This window comes from Escherichia sp. MOD1-EC5189, assembly GCF_002966045.1.
In the GTDB taxonomy this organism is placed as follows: Bacteria; Pseudomonadota; Gammaproteobacteria; order Enterobacterales; family Enterobacteriaceae; genus Escherichia; species Escherichia coli_F.
This window is the reverse complement of sequence record NZ_PTRX01000001.1, coordinates 45,067-60,936: the sequence shown is the minus strand read 5'-3', so window position 1 is coordinate 60,936 and position 15,870 is coordinate 45,067. Positions and strand designations below refer to the sequence as shown.

At 50.5% G+C, this 15,870-nt stretch carries 16 protein-coding genes and 2 pseudogenes; 8 read left to right on the top strand and 10 right to left on the bottom strand.

Annotated features, from left to right (window positions below):
• Positions 1 to 106: 106 nt before the first annotated feature.
• The 3 genes from ATB02_RS00320 to lafU all read right to left on the bottom strand — a co-directional run bounded on the left by ATB02_RS00320 (position 107) and on the right by lafU (position 2,467).
• Positions 107 to 559: a GNAT family N-acetyltransferase gene (locus tag ATB02_RS00320; protein WP_105270902.1), complete on the bottom strand. Its 453-nt coding sequence runs from the start codon at positions 557 to 559 to the stop codon at positions 107 to 109.
• A complete protein-coding gene (gene dinB, locus ATB02_RS00315; RefSeq protein ID WP_105270901.1) occupies positions 556 to 1,611 on the bottom strand; it encodes a DNA polymerase IV in 1,056 nt (351 codons plus the stop codon). Before dinB ends, ATB02_RS00320 begins: the two co-directional genes overlap by 4 nt.
• A gap of 70 nt (positions 1,612 to 1,681) precedes the next feature.
• The gene (lafU, locus tag ATB02_RS00310; RefSeq protein WP_105270981.1) at positions 1,682 to 2,467 is read right to left on the bottom strand and encodes a putative lateral flagellar export/assembly protein LafU; all 786 of its coding nucleotides are present in this window, start codon (positions 2,465 to 2,467) and stop codon (positions 1,682 to 1,684) included.
• Between lafU and ATB02_RS00305 the strand changes: the two are divergent.
• From ATB02_RS00305 to ATB02_RS00295, 3 genes and pseudogenes are all read left to right on the top strand, one after another.
• Positions 2,433 to 4,151 (top strand): annotated as a pseudogene (locus tag ATB02_RS00305) (flagellar biosynthesis protein FlhA); the annotation flags it as partial. The gene lafU and the pseudogene ATB02_RS00305 overlap by 35 nt on opposite strands.
• A 104-nt stretch (positions 4,152 to 4,255) precedes the next feature.
• Complete coding sequence (locus ATB02_RS00300; protein WP_000598759.1) at positions 4,256 to 4,534, top strand: type II toxin-antitoxin system HicA family toxin; 279 nt, start codon at positions 4,256 to 4,258, stop codon at positions 4,532 to 4,534.
• Entirely contained in the window at positions 4,527 to 4,883 is a 357-nt protein-coding gene (locus ATB02_RS00295) for a type II toxin-antitoxin system HicB family antitoxin (protein ID WP_001030482.1), read from the top strand. Before ATB02_RS00300 ends, ATB02_RS00295 begins: the two co-directional genes overlap by 8 nt.
• Before the next feature lie 56 nt (positions 4,884 to 4,939).
• Here the strand turns inward: ATB02_RS00295 and ATB02_RS00290 are convergent, their stop codons facing one another.
• Positions 4,940 to 5,689: an NlpC/P60 family protein gene (locus ATB02_RS00290; RefSeq protein WP_105270900.1), complete on the bottom strand. Its 750-nt coding sequence runs from the start codon at positions 5,687 to 5,689 to the stop codon at positions 4,940 to 4,942.
• Positions 5,690 to 5,898: 209 nt separating this feature from the next.
• Between ATB02_RS00290 and dinJ the strand changes: the two genes are divergently transcribed.
• The 3 genes from dinJ (at position 5,899) to dpaA (ending at position 7,336) form a co-directional block, all read left to right on the top strand.
• A complete protein-coding gene (gene dinJ, locus ATB02_RS00285; RefSeq protein ID WP_032183287.1) occupies positions 5,899 to 6,159 on the top strand; it encodes a type II toxin-antitoxin system antitoxin DinJ in 261 nt (86 codons plus the stop codon).
• A 2-nt stretch (positions 6,160 to 6,161) separates the two neighbouring features.
• Positions 6,162 to 6,440 carry a type II toxin-antitoxin system mRNA interferase toxin YafQ gene (yafQ, locus tag ATB02_RS00280; protein ID WP_000615979.1) on the top strand — a complete coding sequence of 93 codons (279 nt, stop codon included), beginning with the start codon at positions 6,162 to 6,164 and terminating at the stop codon, positions 6,438 to 6,440.
• 155 nt (positions 6,441 to 6,595) lie between these two features.
• Positions 6,596 to 7,336, top strand: coding sequence for a peptidoglycan meso-diaminopimelic acid protein amidase (dpaA, locus tag ATB02_RS00275; protein WP_001225681.1), 741 nt, complete (start codon positions 6,596 to 6,598; stop codon positions 7,334 to 7,336).
• Here the strand turns inward: dpaA and ATB02_RS00270 are convergent.
• On the bottom strand, positions 7,307 to 8,074 hold the full coding sequence (locus ATB02_RS00270; protein WP_001355142.1) for a class II glutamine amidotransferase: 768 nt from the start codon (positions 8,072 to 8,074) through the stop codon (positions 7,307 to 7,309). The two genes, dpaA and ATB02_RS00270, sit on opposite strands and share 30 nt — an antisense overlap.
• 205 nt (positions 8,075 to 8,279) lie before the next feature.
• The gene (gene lpcA / locus ATB02_RS00265; RefSeq protein WP_000284050.1) at positions 8,280 to 8,858 is read right to left on the bottom strand and encodes a D-sedoheptulose 7-phosphate isomerase; all 579 of its coding nucleotides are present in this window, start codon (positions 8,856 to 8,858) and stop codon (positions 8,280 to 8,282) included.
• Positions 8,859 to 9,097: 239 nt separating this feature from the next.
• On the opposite strand from lpcA, the gene fadE reads away from it, so the two are divergent.
• Complete coding sequence (gene fadE, locus ATB02_RS00260) at positions 9,098 to 11,542, top strand: acyl-CoA dehydrogenase FadE (RefSeq protein WP_000973081.1); 2,445 nt, start codon at positions 9,098 to 9,100, stop codon at positions 11,540 to 11,542.
• 42 nt (positions 11,543 to 11,584) lie between these two features.
• Here the strand turns inward: fadE and ivy are convergent, their stop codons facing one another.
• Positions 11,585 to 12,031 carry an Ivy family C-type lysozyme inhibitor gene (gene ivy, locus ATB02_RS00255; protein ID WP_198600570.1) on the bottom strand — a complete coding sequence of 149 codons (447 nt, stop codon included), beginning with the start codon at positions 12,029 to 12,031 and terminating at the stop codon, positions 11,585 to 11,587.
• A gap of 180 nt (positions 12,032 to 12,211) precedes the next feature.
• Here ivy and yafV point away from each other — a divergent pair, with 180 nt between their 5' ends.
• Positions 12,212 to 12,982, top strand: a complete 771-nt coding sequence (yafV, locus tag ATB02_RS00250) for a 2-oxoglutaramate amidase (RefSeq protein ID WP_105270898.1) — start codon at positions 12,212 to 12,214, stop codon at positions 12,980 to 12,982.
• A gap of 51 nt (positions 12,983 to 13,033) precedes the next feature.
• Here the strand turns inward: yafV and ATB02_RS00245 are convergent.
• From ATB02_RS00245 to ATB02_RS00235, 3 genes and pseudogenes are all read right to left on the bottom strand, one after another.
• Positions 13,034 to 13,408, bottom strand: a pseudogene (locus ATB02_RS00245) (ISAs1 family transposase); the annotation flags it as partial.
• 206 nt (positions 13,409 to 13,614) lie between these two features.
• The gene (gene ltrA / locus ATB02_RS00240; protein ID WP_105270897.1) at positions 13,615 to 14,937 is read right to left on the bottom strand and encodes a group II intron reverse transcriptase/maturase; all 1,323 of its coding nucleotides are present in this window, start codon (positions 14,935 to 14,937) and stop codon (positions 13,615 to 13,617) included.
• 535 nt (positions 14,938 to 15,472) lie between these two features.
• Positions 15,473 to 15,862: a hypothetical protein gene (locus tag ATB02_RS00235; protein WP_105270896.1), complete on the bottom strand. Its 390-nt coding sequence runs from the start codon at positions 15,860 to 15,862 to the stop codon at positions 15,473 to 15,475.
• Positions 15,863 to 15,870: the final 8 nt, after the last annotated feature.

Genomic DNA, 15,870 nt, shown 5'->3' with positions numbered 1-15,870 from the left:
CAAAGAGTCATTGATAAAGGATTTTTCATGATTTACCTCCTTGCAGTTTGTGGAATAAGAAAACGCGCACATACTAGGCGGGCGTTATTTTCATTGCAAGCTGGATTTAGTGTTGCGGTTTATATCGCATATGAAAATTAGTAAACCACGCTCCCTGGCATTCAACGCGCTGCTGCTTAACTGTCTGAAAACCATAACGTTTAAAAAAGGGTTTTGCGGTTATGCTGGCGTCCACCGTAAGTTCGGATTCAGACTTAATCAAAGGTTTTAACAAAGCGCTGGCAACCCCACGGCGAGTATATTCAGGGTCAACAAATAACATATCGATATAATGTTCAATGCGGGAAATAAAACCAACCGGTTGTGCATTAATCACAGCAACCCGCACTTGTGATTTCGCGAGTTTCTCTTTCCATCGATGTTCATCAATCTGCGCCCAGGCGGCAATTTGTTGTGGTGAATAATGCTGACTGGCGGTCATCGTAACCGCTCTAATAAAAATAGCGCATAGTTGCTGAAAATCGCCAGGCTGATAGTTCCTTATTTGTATATTATTCATAATCCCAGCACCAGTTGTCTTTCCATTTGCGGATCCAGCAACGTCACATGCAGCCCCACCAGTCGCACACCCCGCCCGCCACGGCGTTCATCCCAGGTTTTACGCGCAGTGGCGATCAAGTCAGCTTTATTCAGCCGCGGCCAGACGTGTTCCTGAGTGGTTTGCTGAAAATCGTCGAACTTTAATTTCACCCCCTGGCGGGCAATCAGTAAATCAGGTTTTACCTTTGCCAGACGACGCTCCAGTTCAGGGTAAAGCCGCTCGATAATCGCTTCACATTCAGACCAGTGATGAATATCTTCCGCCATCGTGCGTTCCACACCAACGGATTTTCGCAACCTTTCGCTGTTAACGTCGCGCTCGTCAATCCCCTGACTACGCTCCCATAAAATGCGGCCAAATTTGCCAAAGCGTTTAAGCAACGTCACCAGATCACACTTTTGTACATCGCCGCAGGTCCGCAGCCCCATCGCTTCCAGTTTTGCCGCCGAGACTTTGCCGACACCGGGAATTTTTGCCAGCGGTAAGGTTTGCAGAAATGCCGGAACGTCCGCCGGCGTAATCACAAACTGACCGTTGGGTTTATTCATGTCTGAGGCGATTTTGGCGAGAAACTTGACCGGCGCAACGCCCGCAGACGCCGTCAGTTGCAGCTCGTTGAAGATCGTCTGGCGGATTTCCTGAGCGATAAGGGTCGCAGAACCGTGGCAATGTACGCTGTCGGTGACGTCGAGATAAGCTTCATCCAGCGACAGCGGCTCAATACGCGATGTGTAGCGAGAGAAGATTTCGCGGATATGATTTGACGCTTCTTTGTAGGCGTCAAAGCGCCCTGGAAGCAAGGTGAGATGCGGACACAGTTTGAGCGCCATGCCGGTTGGCATTGCGCTACGCACGCCAAATTTACGCGCGGGATAATTGGCGGTGCTGATCACCCCCCGGCGTTCGCGGCTGCCGCCAATAGCAATAGGGATATCGCGCAGGGCGGGATTGTCGCGCATCTCCACCGCGGCGAAAAAGCAGTCCATATCCACATGAATGATTTTACGCATTGCTCACCTCTCAATACTGGTAAAGTATACAGTGATTTCAGAGTTTGAGAAATGCGTAAAGATTCAGCATTTAACGCGTTCGGTGCGAAAGCACCTGCTGCTTATCCAGCTTTTTCACCAACGGCTGCACCACCTTATCCCCATGCTGACCAAAATATTGATACAACGTATCGGACGCGCTTTTGGTGAGCACCATAATCTCAATGCGCCGGTTACCCGCACTTTGCGGATTTTTCGCGTCCAGCAACATCTGGTCCGCCATTGCGCTCACCTGCATCACTTTATCTTCCGGCATCCCGGCCTCTTCCAGCACCCGACGAGCCGAAAGCGCGCGGTCACCCGAAAGGTTCCAGTTGTTGTAAATATTGCTTTTATAGGCCATCGCATCGGTATGCCCGGTAATAATAATTTTGTTGTCGAGCGAGTCGAATACCGGCGCGAGCTCCACCAGCAGCGTTTTAAAGAACGGCATAATCTTCGCGCTGCCGCGTTCAAACATATTGCGGTTCTGGTCATCTTTAATCAGCACGCGTAATCCCTGCGGGACAATCTCCATCTCCAGATTGGCTTCCATATGCGCATCGCGGGCGATGGTGTTGATACTGGTCGCCAGCTCGCCAAGCTCAGTGGCGGACTTCTTCTTCAGTAGCGCCGTTTTCTCGTTGACGTCGCGCGCTTTTTTCTCCGTCTCTTCCGGCACCGCCACGGTGGCAGGTTTCAGCGGATGCGTCGGGCTGATTTTATTTAACGGCGACAGCCCGCCGCCATTGAAAATCGACTGCCCGTGCAGCGCGGCGATAATGCTTTCACGCTCGGATTTACTGACGCTGTTCACTATCAACTTTATTGTCGTCACCAAAGGGGCTGAGCGTATTTCCGAGGTTTCTGCCCGCTTTACCCTGGACGCGATGCCCGGCAAGCAAATGGCGATTGACGCCGATCTTAACGCCGGGTTGATCAACCAGGCGCAGGCGCAGACCCACCGCAAAGATGTTGCCAGCGAGGCCGATTTCTACGGCGCGATGGACGGGGCATCGAAGTTTGTGCGCGGGGATGCCATCGCCGGGATGATGATTCTGGCGATCAACCTGATTGGCGGCGTTTGTATCGGGATCTTCAAATACAACCTGAGCGCCGATGCCGCCTTCCAGCAATATGTGCTGATGACCATCGGCGACGGCCTGGTGGCGCAGATCCCGTCCCTGCTGCTTTCCACCGCGGCGGCGATTATCGTCACCCGCGTCAGCGACAACGGCGATATTGCCCATGACGTGCGCCACCAGTTGCTGGCAAGCCCGTCGGTGCTCTACACCGCCACCGGGATTATGTTCGTGCTGGCGGTGGTGCCGGGAATGCCGCACTTCCCGTTCCTGATGTTCAGCGCCCTGCTTGGTTTTACCGGCTGGCGAATGAGCAAACGCCCGCAGGCGGCGGAGGCGGAAGAGAAAAGCCTCGAAACGCTGACCCGCACCATCACTGAAACCAGCGATCAACAGGTCAGTTGGGAAACCATTCCGCTGATCGAGCCCATCAGTTTAAGCCTCGGTTACAAGCTGGTGGCGCTGGTGGACAAAGCGCAGGGTAACCCGCTCACCCAGCGGATTCGCGGCGTGCGGCAGGTGATTTCCGACGGCAACGGCGTGCTGCTGCCGGAGATCCGCATTCGCGAAAACTTCCGCCTCAAGCCCAGTCAGTACGCCATTTTCATCAACGGCATTAAGGCTGATGAAGCGGATATTCCGGCGGATAAACTGATGGCCCTGCCCTCCAGCGAAACCTACGGCGAGATTGACGGCGTGCTGGGGAACGACCCGGCGTACGGGATGCCGGTGACCTGGATTCAGCCCGCGCAGAAGGCGAAGGCGCTGGATATGGGGTATCAGGTGATCGACAGTGCCAGCGTAATTGCCACACATGTGAATAAGATTGTGCGCAGCTATATTCCTGATTTGTTTAACTATGACGATATTACTCAGCTGCATAACCGTTTGTCGTCGATGGCACCGCGCCTGGCAGAGGATTTGAGTGCGGCGCTGAATTACAGCCAGTTGCTGAAAGTGTACCGGGCGCTGCTGACCGAAGGCGTTTCCCTGCGCGATATCGTCACCATCGCCACCGTGCTGGTCGCCAGTAGTACCGTCACCAAAGATCATATTCTGCTGGCGGCCGATGTGCGCCTGGCACTGCGGCGCAGCATTACCCATCCGTTCGTTCGCAAGCAGGAGCTGACGGTGTATACGCTGAATAATGAGCTGGAAAATCTGCTGACCAACGTGGTGAATCAGGCGCAACAGGCTGGCAAAGTGATGCTCGATAGCGTGCCGGTGGACCCGAATATGCTCAACCAGTTCCAGAGCACGATGCCGCAGGTGAAGGAGCAGATGAAAGCCGCAGGTAAAGACCCGGTGCTGCTGGTGCCGCCGCAGTTGCGCCCTTTGCTGGCGCGTTATGCGAAGTTGTTTGCGCCGGGGTTGCATGTGCTGTCGTATAACGAAGTGCCGGACGAGCTGGAGTTGAAGATTATGGGGGCGTTGAGTTGATTGAGGATTCTTTTCCATACTTTGCAGCACCTGACACCATTAATTGACGTCACACTGCAAAGAGACTACGATGACACCATACAATGACGTCATGGATTGATAGTATGATTAAGGTCAGCGCGCTAGGCTCTCGTCATAGAAAAACATTCGACGATGTAATGACGGAGCCGCCAAAATCTGGAATTAAATGGGATGATGTTGTTGCTCTCATTAAAGCGGTGGGTGGATCAATAAAAAATAACAACGGCTCCAGACGAAAATTTCAGATTGGAACGACCAAATTCAGCACACATGAGCCGCATCCAAAGAATGTGATGGATAAAGGCGCAGTAGCAGGTCTTAAGGAGTGGTTTGTTAACTGTGTAGGGGTAGATTATGAATAAAGCATCGAACATTATCACAATTAAAGGTCAACCAGCCGCAGTGACATTTGAAGCCGATATCAACGCATTTCGCGGCAAGTTCCTCAATGTAAACGGTTATTGTGACTTTGTAGCCACAAGTATTGAGGCATTATATCGTGAAGGCGAAAGCGCTCTGGATGAGTGGATGGCGGATTGTGAAGAGGACGGTATTGCCCCTTTTCGTGAAGAAGAAGAGCAAAAACGCCTGACGCTTCGTGTGCCGCATCACATCGATTCGCGGCTGACCATCGTCGCCAGACAACATTCCATTTCAAAAAACCAGCTCATTATTGATGTCTTAGAACGTGAGTTTTCAGCCCAGATGTAAACAGGTCGGATGCCGCGTGGCATCCGACCTGTTGCCAGTTCGTCAATATTACCCATTTACAAAATCGTCTCTTCCGTCAAAATCCGCCGCGCGCCTAAAAAATGATCCTGCCAGAAAGGTTCAGCTAACCGACTTACCCGAATGGTTTCCCCGGTGCGCGGCGACTCGATAAACTGACCGTCTCCCAGATACACGCCCATATGATCGGCAATCTCGCGGCTGTGGATATGGAAAAACAGCAAATCGCCCCGGCGCAGGTCGTTGTTCGCCACAATCGTTGCCCGGCGGTAGTGGTACATCTCATTGGCCGTGCGCGGGAGTTTCGTCTCGAGGATCTTGTTGTAGGCATAAAAAACTAACCCGCTGCAGTCGAAGCCTTTATCAGGCCGCGTACCTCCCCAAACGTAAGGCTTACCAAGCTGCTGCTCCAGACGGTGAATCGCTACTTCGGTGATGTTATGCAGATGGTCGCTGCTTAAGAAATGGTTGTTTTCCGCCAGCGCCTGCCAATGTTTATCGCTCAACTTCAACGGTGCAGGGAACCACTCAGGATGCTGTTTTATCTGCTCCCGGTTGTGCTGGCGCAGCGCCCTTCTGCTTTGTGCATCGCCTTCCACAATGTAGCTGGCCTGTTTTTTCAGATGCGCGTGGTATCGCTTTAGCAATCGCGTACGGTTTTGCATCCGCTGGCGGGCGGCGTAGCTGAAAGAGATATGTGATGCGGTGGCGCTGGCAAATGAAGAAAACGGCAAGCAAAGCAACAATAATCCCGACAACACAAAAGAGGGAATCGACGGCAAAGACATTCTCAATAATGGCTGGTCATGCATTGATGTTGCAGTGTATCCCGGCCCGTACCTGAACAAACTTAATAAACCATTATTATAAAATTAATAAATATATTTCAGTTAATTATGTAAAAACATCCGTTTATTAAATTACTCATGGATTGTCGTTGTTGCTCATTTGAGCTACAATTCAAGCTGAATAAATATACAGCACAGGAGATACCCCAATGGCTGCTAACGCGTTTGTTCGCGCCCGAATCGATGAAGATCTGAAGAATCAGGCGGCGGACGTACTGGCCGGGATGGGGCTGACCATCTCTGACCTGGTTCGCATAACCCTCACAAAAGTCGCGCGTGAAAAGGCATTGCCGTTTGATTTACGCGAGCCTAATCAATTAACCATTCAATCAATTAAAAACAGCGAAGCTGGCGTTGATGTTCATAAGGCCAAAGACGCCGATGATTTATTTGATCAATTAGGAATTTAAATATGATTCAAAGGGATATTGAATACTCGGGACAATTTTCAAAGGATGTAAAACTTGCACAAAAGCGTCATAAGGATATGAATAAATTGAAATATCTTATGACGCTTCTTATCAATAATACTTTACCACTTCCAGCTGTTTATAAAGACCACCCGCTGCAAGGTTCATGGAAAGGTTATCGCGATGCTCATGTTGAACCGGACTGGATCCTGATTTACAAACTTACCGATAAACTTTTACGATTTGAGAGAACTGGAACTCACGCGGCGCTATTTGGGTAAAGCCCGCTTCCGATGAAATTTGTAAACCCTGCGCCGACAGGCTTGCGTAAAACTCTTTTGGTGATAATGTGAGCCTTCCAAATCCAGACTATTCCGATTTGGGATCCATTTTGCCGTCCTGGCGTGTGTAACCGTTTTATCAAGGAATAAGCAGTATGCGTAAAATCGCATTAATTCTTGCGATGTTGTTGATCCCGTGCGTTTCGTTTGCCGGTTTGCTGGGCAGCAGTAGCTCGACCACGCCAGTGAGCAAAGAGTATAAGCAGCAGTTGATGGGCTCCCCTGTCTACATCCAGATCTTCAAGGAAGAGCGCACCCTCGATCTCTACGTCAAAATGGGTGAGCAATATCAACTGCTCGATAGTTATAAAATCTGTAAATATTCCGGCGGCTTAGGGCCTAAACAGCGTCAGGGCGATTTCAAAAGCCCGGAAGGGTTTTATAGCGTCCAGCGTAATCAGTTAAAACCAGACAGCCGTTACTACAAAGCGATTAATATTGGATTCCCCAATGCTTATGACCGTGCGCATGGTTATGAAGGGAAATACCTGATGATCCACGGCGATTGTGTATCCATCGGCTGCTACGCGATGACCAATCAGGGTATTGATGAGATCTTCCAGTTCGTTACTGGTGCGCTGGTATTTGGTCAGCCAAGCGTGCAAGTGAGTATTTACCCGTTCCGCATGACCGACGCCAACATGCAGCGCCATAAATATTCCAACTTTAAGGACTTCTGGGAGCAACTGAAGCCGGGCTACGACTACTTTGAACAGACCCGTAAGCCACCGACCGTTTCTGTGGTCAATGGCCGTTACGTCGTCAGCAAGCCGTTGAGCCATGAAGTGGTGCAGCCACAGCTGGCATCAAACTACACGCTCCCCGAGGCAAAATAAGCGCCATTCGCCTGGCATAATCTTTTGCCAGGTTTCATTGCCCGTCAGCGGCTGTGTCGCAATCACCGTGACCACATCATTCGGTGTGGTCTGCGAGCTGAAGTCGATTTCCACATCCTGATCCAGCAACGTTGCCACGCCAAACGGCGCGCGGCGGGTGATCCAGTGCAGATTGGTCGAGCAATACGCCATTACATAGCGTCCGTCCGAAAGTAGCATGTTGAAAACGCCCTTCTGCCGCAGTTCATCCGCCAGTGAGGCGATATATTTAAACACTGCCGCCATGTTGCCCGGTGTGCGTGGGTAACGCTGCGTTAATTTATGCAGCAGCCAGCAAAAGGCTTTTTCGCTGTCGGTTTCACCTACCGGGCGGAAGTTGCCGGTTTCCAGTGACTTGTACCCCGTCAGTTGCCCGTTATGGGCATAAGTCCAGTTGCGTCCCCATAACTCGCGGGTAAACGGATGAGTATTTTCCAGTGCCACCTCGCCCCGATTCGCCTGGCGAATATGAGCAATTACCGAGCAGGATTTGATTGGATAGTCCTGGACCAGTTTGGCGATAGGGGAATTAAAGCTGGGTTGCGGATCTTTAAATGTGCGACAGCCTTTACCTTCGTAAAAGGTAATGCCCCAGCCATCTTTATGTGGCCCGGTTCCACCACCACGCTGCACCAGACCGGTGAAACTAAAGCAGATATCGGTAGGGACGTTAGCGCTCATCCCGAGCAATTCGCACATGGGTAACCTCCACAACAGCGGGAGCGCATGGCCCCCGGCGAAGATTGATTTAAGAATTTTCAGGTCGGATGCGGCGTGAACGCATTATTCGGCCTACGGTTCGGGTACAGATTTGTAGGCATGATAAGACGCGTCAGCGTCGCATCAGGCATCAGCGCACAAGTGCCGGATGCGGCGTAAACGCCTTATCCAGCCTACGCCAGACTTACTTAACCATCTCTTTTTCAATTAACTGGATCAGGATATGGATCACTTTAATGTGGATCTCCTGAATGCGGTCGGCATAACCAAAGTGCGGTACGCGAATTTCGATATCCGCTGTGCCAGCCATTTTACCGCCGTCTTTACCGGTCAGGGTGATCACTTTCATCCCCTTCTCACGCGCCGCCGCGATCGCTTTGATCACGTTTGCAGAGTTACCGGAGGTGGAGATCCCCAGCAGTACATCGCCTTCGCGACCTACCGCTTCAACGTAACGGGAGAAAATATCATTGAAACCAAAATCGTTACCGACGCAGGAAATATGACTAACGTCAGAAATGGCAATCGCCGGGTAGCCCGGACGGTTTTCACGGTAGCGACCGGTCAACTCTTCGGCAAAGTGCATGGCGTCGCAATGGGAACCGCCATTACCGCAGGAAAGCACCTTACCTCCGGCTTTAAAGCTATCTGCTAACAGGACCGCCGCGCGCTGAATGGCGTGAATATTGGCGTCATCTTTTAAAAAGTTAGCCAGCGTTTCCGCCGCTTCGTTCAGTTCGTTACGAATAAGATCCTGGTACATGAGGATATCCTTCAGCATAAATGTAATAGACAAAATGCAGTGTACCGGATACCGCCAAAAGCGAGAAGTACGGGCAGGTGCGATGACCAGGACTTTTTGACCTGAAGTGCGGATAAAAACAGCAACAATGTGAGCTTTGTTGTAATTGTATTGTAAACACATTGCTAAATGTTTTTACATCCACTACAACCATATCATCACAAGTGGTCAGACCTCCTACAAGTAAGGGGCTTTTCGTTATGATGATTTTGAGTATTCTCGCTACGGTTGTCCTGCTCGGCGCGTTGTTCTATCACCGCGTGAGCTTATTTATCAGCAGTCTGATTTTGCTCGCCTGGACAGCCGCCCTCGGCGTCGCTGGTCTGTGGTCGGCGTGGGTACTGGTGCCTCTGGCCATTATCCTCGTACCGTTTAACTTTGCGCCTATGCGTAAGTCGATGATTTCTGCGCCGGTATTTCGTGGATTCCGTAAGGTGATGCCACCGATGTCACGCACTGAAAAAGAAGCGATTGATGCAGGCACCACCTGGTGGGAAGGCGACTTGTTCCAGGGTAAGCCGGACTGGAAAAAGCTGCATAACTATCCGCAGCCGCGCCTGACCGCAGAAGAGCAAGCGTTTCTCGACGGCCCGGTAGAAGAAGCCTGCCGGATGGCGAATGATTTCCAGATTACTCATGAGCTGGCGGATCTGCCGCCGGAGTTGTGGGCGTACCTTAAAGAGCATCGTTTCTTCGCGATGATTATCAAAAAAGAGTACGGCGGACTGGAGTTCTCGGCTTATGCCCAGTCTCGTGTGCTGCAAAAACTCTCCGGCGTGAGCGGGATCCTGGCGATTACCGTCGGTGTGCCGAACTCATTAGGCCCGGGCGAGCTGCTGCAACATTACGGCACTGATGAGCAGAAAGATCACTATCTGCCGCGTCTGGCGCGTGGTCAGGAGATCCCTTGCTTTGCACTGACCAGCCCGGAAGCGGGTTCCGATGCGGGCGCGATTCCGGATACCGGGATTGTCTGCATGGGCGAGTGGCAGGGCCAGCAGGTGCTGGGGATGCGACTGACCTGGAACAAACGCTACATTACGCTCGCGCCAATTGCGACCGTGCTTGGGCTGGCGTTTAAACTTTCCGACCCGGAAAAACTGCTGGGTGGCGCAGAAGATTTAGGCATTACCTGTGCACTTATCCCGACCACCACGCCAGGCGTGGAAATTGGTCGTCGACACTTCCCGCTGAACGTACCGTTCCAGAACGGGCCGACGCGCGGCAAAGATGTCTTCGTACCGATCGACTACATTATCGGCGGACCAAAAATGGCCGGGCAAGGCTGGCGGATGCTGGTGGAGTGTCTCTCCGTGGGGCGCGGCATCACCCTACCTTCCAACTCAACCGGCGGCGTGAAGTCGGTGGCGCTGGCAACGGGCGCGTATGCGCACATTCGCCGTCAGTTCAAAATCTCTATCGGTAAGATGGAAGGGATTGAAGAGCCGCTGGCGCGTATTGCCGGTAATGCCTACGTGATGGATGCTGCGGCATCGCTGATTACCTACGGCATTATGCTCGGTGAAAAACCTGCCGTGCTGTCGGCTATCGTTAAGTATCACTGTACCCACCGTGGGCAGCAGTCGATTATTGATGCGATGGATATCACCGGGGGTAAAGGCATTATGCTTGGTCAGAGCAACTTCCTGGCACGAGCTTACCAGGGCGCACCGATTGCCATCACCGTTGAAGGGGCTAACATTCTGACCCGCAGCATGATGATCTTCGGTCAGGGAGCGATTCGTTGCCATCCGTACGTGCTGGAAGAGATGGAAGCGGCGAAGAACAATGACGTTAACGCGTTCGATAAACTGCTATTCAAACATATCGGCCACGTCGGCAGTAACAAAGTTCGCAGCTTCTGGCTGGGCCTGACGCGCGGTTTAACCAGCAGCACACCAACCGGCGATGCCACTAAACGTTATTATCAGCACCTGAACCGCCTGAGCGCCAACCTCGCCCTGCTTTCTGATGTCTCGATGGCGGTGCTGGGTGGCAGCCTGAAACGTCGCGAACGCATCTCGGCACGTCTGGGTGATATTTTAAGTCAGCTTTACCTCGCCTCTGCCGTTCTGAAGCGTTATGACGACGAAGGCCGTAATGAAGCCGACCTGCCGCTGGTGCATTGGGGCGTACAGGATGCGCTGTATCAGGCTGAACAGGCGATGGATGATTTACTGCAAAACTTCCCGAACCGCGTGGTTGCCGGGCTGCTGAATGTGGTGATCTTCCCGACCGGACGCCATTATCTGGCACCGTCTGACAAGCTGGATCATAAGGTGGCGAAGATTTTACAAGTGCCTAACGCCACCCGTTCACGTATTGGTCGCGGTCAGTACCTGACGCCGAGCGAGCATAACCCGGTTGGTTTACTGGAAGAGGCGCTGGTGGATGTGATTGCCGCCGACCCAATTCATCAGCGGATCTGTAAAGAGCTGGGTAAAAACCTGCCGTTTACCCGTCTGGATGAACTGGCGCATAACGCGCTGGCGAAGGGGCTGATTGATAAAGATGAAGCCGCTATTCTTGTGAAAGCTGAAGAGAGTCGTCTGCGCAGTATTAACGTTGATGACTTTGATCCGGAAGAGCTGGCGACGAAGCCGGTAAAGTTGCCGGAGAAAGTGCGGAAAGTTGAAGCCGCATAATTGAATAACGGAGCCGAAAGGCTCCGTTTCTTTATCCGCTAATTATTTAAAATTAAAGCCATCCGGATGATTTTCCAGGCTGCCGGTCAACGCCGCGAATAGCACCGTTTTACCATCAATCAAAAGCGCATCATTCACATTCAACCAGGTGAGTTTCTCTTGCGAGGTTTTCTCATCAATGGTCGAGAACAGCCCCGTCATCTGATTAGATTTCTCGGACCACATCACAGCGATACGTTGCGAGCCACAGTCATGCGGTTTGCACGCGCTCATCACCTGATACGTCTCATCTCCCAATGTCACGGTTTGTGCGGGGGTATAAGTCCCGCCTTTCATCACCCAGGCTGGCAGCTTATGCCCTTGTACCATCTGATTAAATGCAGCTTTGGTGGTTTCGCCCTTTGCCAGGCTGCTAATGGTTAAATCATCCTGCGCCATTACACTGGTGGCGATGACCAGTGCGGCGACTGTCGTTATTGCCTTAAACATCATTCCTCCCGAGCTTATCCTGCCCATGTTATTAACCTCCTAAAGCCTGGCGATAACACGATAATTTGCAAATCAGATATTTCCAATATCAGCATTTGTTATCAATTTATTCTGCGCTAAGGCAACTGCCTGATAAGGTGTTAAAGTTATAAAACCCTTCGCATAAAGGAGTTGTACACCGTGCCTGGTTTGAAGATTACGCTTTTGCAGCAACCACTGGTGTGGATGGATGGTCTTGCCAACCTGCGTCATTTTGATCGTCAACTGGAAGGTATTACCGGACGCGATGTGATCGTTCTACCGGAGATGTTTACCAGCGGCTTTGCCATGGAAGCGGCAGCTTCGTCGCTAGCACAAGATGACGTAGTGAACTGGATGACAGCCAAAGCGCAGCAGTGCAATGCGCTGATTGCAGGCAGTGTTGCATTACAAACGGAGTCTGGTTCGGTTAACCGCTTTTTGCTGGTTGAACCGGGCGGCACGGTACATTTTTATGATAAGCGTCATCTGTTCCGAATGGCAGATGAGCATCTGCATTATAAAGCGGGCAATGCGCGAGTGATTGTGGAATGGCGCGGCTGGCGTATTTTGCCGCTGGTGTGCTACGACTTACGTTTTCCAGTGTGGTCGCGCAATCTCAACAATTATGACCTCGCCATCTACGTCGCCAACTGGCCTGCACCGCGCTCTCTGCACTGGCAGGCATTGCTGACAGCCCGCGCGATTGAGAATCAGGCGTATGTGGCGGGATGCAATCGCGTCGGCAGCGATGGCAACGGCTGCCATTATCGCGGTGACAGCCGGGTGATTAATCCACAGGGCGAGATTATCGCTACTGCCGACGCGCATCAGGCAACGTGCATTGATGCGGAGCTGTCGATGGCGGTGTTAAGGGAATATAGAGAAAAGTTTCCGGCATGGCGGGATGCGGATGAGTTTAGGTTGTGGTGAGTGGGGGTTGTGTTTAGGGCCGGGGAGAGTTGGGGTATGACTACGAAAGCCCGCTCTCCTGCGACCACTTTTATCATAGGAGTGTGGAAGTGCTTTTCCATCAATCGCGATGACGTCTTTGTCATCTGAAGAATGACATTCACGCATCCGGTTAATAAAGCATTCGTGAAATTTTGCAGGACTGATACATGATACAACTCTGGCAATAGTATCGTGAACAGGAATACCATTTTCAAAATCACCATATTGCTTCAAAAAATCGAGATGAGTTTCCCCGAAATCCTCTATATCTTCCCAACCTTCTGCACCCGAAATAACGGCGCAAATAGTCAACAGTAGAATATCCGATAATTTATGTTCCACTTTCCAGGCTTGTCTGTAATCGGGGATAATAGAAATATGTCCCATCAATTTTTTAAGTTCCATTTTGTTCTCCTTAATTATGTAAGGAGTATTTGATCATGTATAAGCAATAAAAAACAGCTTCAGGTAATAAGGAATATCTCAATTTTTAAACATAAAATGCGAATTGTTTAGTACAAAAAAGCAGCGTTAAGTGAGTAGGCCACCGGAACCTCCCCGACAGCCTCTCGCAGAACCGTACGTGAAACTCTCGCTTCATACGGCTCCCGTCAGGCAAACGAGCTTCCTGGTCCTGCTTTCCAGTGGGCAAACAACTCTGGCTTCTCTTTTGACAGCCTTTCCATTAGCTGACACGCCTTCGTCTTTCTATACCGCAGGGTTTTATATTTCTTTCTCGCCCACGCAATCAGCGTCAGATTAATATATCTGCATACTTTCTTCATCGCTGATTTGTGGTATCTCGCGTAATAATTCAGCCACCCCGATATTATCGGATTCAGCCACTTCGCAATATCTTCGAGACTCATCTCCACCCTGCGTCTGATCCACAGTTTCCTGAGTTTTCCAATCATGCCTTTCTGCGCACGGTTACTCGCCGCCGGGCTGAAACTCGTAAAGAGGTTTCCCCGCCGGTGGTTACGTGCTCTTCGCGCTCTGAACGTATACCCCAGAAAATCAAACTGCACTGTTTCATGGTTCGCCTGTCGTTCGCTGTCTTTGCAGTAAACTATTTTCGTTTTCTCCGGATGTAATTCCAGTCCACATTCCTGAAAACGTTTTGCCAGCTTATTCAGTAATTCCTCTGCCTGTTGTTTACTGCCACAATGAATTAATCCATCATCTGCATAACGGCACCAGGGAATTTCCGGATAATGTAACGTCAGCCATTTATCAAACACATAGTGCAGAAATAAATTCGCCAGTACCGGGCTGATGACTCCACCCTGTGGCGTACCTTTATTTCTTTTCTTTAGTGTTCCATCCGGCATCTGCACCGGCGCTGTCAGCCACCGGCGAATATACAGTCTTACCCATTTATCCACACAATGTTTATCCACTGCCCTGAGTAATAAATCGTGGGGGATATTATCGAATAACCCTTTAATATCAAACTCAAGACACCAGTCGTATTGCCAGCAACGTTTTCTGGTGACTGCTATTGCATCCAGCGCTGATTTTCCATGCCGGTATCCGTATGAATCATTCAGGAAATAACGCTCCACTAATGGTTCAAACGTTACCAGCACCGTCATCTGCGCTATTCGATCGCTTACTGTCGGTATTCCTAAAAGTCTTTTGCTGCCATCCTTCTTCGGAATTTCCACCGCACGCACTGGCGGCGGCATCCAGCTTCCCGACGATAACCTGTTCCAGATTTTGTACAGATTTCCTTTCAGATCCCGCTCAAAATCTTTCAGCGTCTGGTTATCCACTCCGGCAGCTCCGGCATTCGCCTTTATCCGCCGGTACGCTTCCACCACATGCAATTTACTGACCTGAAACGGTTTTGTCTGTTCACACACAGCCTCCTCCTGCCTACAGTTGGGCTGTGATGCAGACTGCCCGACGCTGTCCCTTCGCTCCACGTTCATTACAAACGCTTCCTCACTACTACGAACAGCTCTGCCCCGGTTTCGCACATCGATACTCTCATACTCATAATTTCGGTTATTTGTATTTCTCTCTTGACATTGCGACGACCGGTTCCCGTAGTTCCTGCAGAGAGCCTGATACAGCGTCATGCCTGCTTTACGCCGGACACCATTCACGCAGCATTCGGAATTCACCCGTAAATTAATCCCGGCGGTATCACGAAACCTCCGGTTTTGATGTCACTTAGGACTAACGACGTTTCAACACAGGTTCGGGTTTACTCATCTCACTGTATCTCACATAGGATCAGATCTCGTCTGATCGTTCCCCCTGCGCTCACTACCATGGCTCTTTACCACAGCAGCCGGGGTTGTTTGGGACCGACTTCCGACAGCAGATCCCGGAGGGCCTGCCACCATCTCTTCACAAGCTTATGCTTATTACATGCAAAACGTCCCGTTTTGCATCTTTGTGCCTACGGCACACCGTGATCTTTCCCTGTTGCTGCGGTAGCCTTATAGATTAAATAGGATGCTATTTATAATAAATAATACCTGCCTCCTCTGTAATTAAAATCACATAATTTGGCTTTTCAGTAAACAATGGGGATATGATAAAAGGCCTTGAACAGCCCGATACCATATCAATTTCTCCCTTCAAATAATCTAACAAACTTCCCTTTAAACTCGAAACTAAATTCTCTCGAAAAAAACATTCCTTCCCTTTTTTTACGACAATATTAATTGCTATATAGTATTCATCATCAGTCATCAAAAGGCCCAACTCAGAAAAATCACTCACCCAGAGAGCATTAACACCCCTACGGATAACATCACGCATAGAGAAAAAAATCTTTTCTTTATCTAAAACATTAAAATCTCTTTTCTCTGCCGCCAACCCTGCGAAAGAAAATTTATTTTTCATAACAATCC

Coding starts and splice junctions, on each gene's coding strand:
- ATB02_RS00320 (WP_105270902.1), bottom strand. CDS start 559: ATGAATAATATACAAATAAGGAACTATCAGCCTGGCGATTTTCAGCAA.
- ATB02_RS00270 (WP_001355142.1), bottom strand. CDS start 8,074: ATGTGCGAATTGCTCGGGATGAGCGCTAACGTCCCTACCGATATCTGC.
- ivy (WP_198600570.1), bottom strand. CDS start 12,031: ATGTTTAAGGCAATAACGACAGTCGCCGCACTGGTCATCGCCACCAGT.
- fadE (WP_000973081.1), top strand. CDS start 9,098: ATGATGATTTTGAGTATTCTCGCTACGGTTGTCCTGCTCGGCGCGTTG.
- dpaA (WP_001225681.1), top strand. CDS start 6,596: ATGCGTAAAATCGCATTAATTCTTGCGATGTTGTTGATCCCGTGCGTT.
- dinJ (WP_032183287.1), top strand. CDS start 5,899: ATGGCTGCTAACGCGTTTGTTCGCGCCCGAATCGATGAAGATCTGAAG.
- ATB02_RS00235 (WP_105270896.1), bottom strand. CDS start 15,862: ATGAAAAATAAATTTTCTTTCGCAGGGTTGGCGGCAGAGAAAAGAGAT.
- dinB (WP_105270901.1), bottom strand. CDS start 1,611: ATGCGTAAAATCATTCATGTGGATATGGACTGCTTTTTCGCCGCGGTG.
- ltrA (WP_105270897.1), bottom strand. CDS start 14,937: ATGAACGTGGAGCGAAGGGACAGCGTCGGGCAGTCTGCATCACAGCCC.
- yafQ (WP_000615979.1), top strand. CDS start 6,162: ATGATTCAAAGGGATATTGAATACTCGGGACAATTTTCAAAGGATGTA.
- ATB02_RS00295 (WP_001030482.1), top strand. CDS start 4,527: ATGAATAAAGCATCGAACATTATCACAATTAAAGGTCAACCAGCCGCA.
- ATB02_RS00300 (WP_000598759.1), top strand. CDS start 4,256: ATGATTAAGGTCAGCGCGCTAGGCTCTCGTCATAGAAAAACATTCGAC.
- ATB02_RS00290 (WP_105270900.1), bottom strand. CDS start 5,689: ATGTCTTTGCCGTCGATTCCCTCTTTTGTGTTGTCGGGATTATTGTTG.
- lpcA (WP_000284050.1), bottom strand. CDS start 8,858: ATGTACCAGGATCTTATTCGTAACGAACTGAACGAAGCGGCGGAAACG.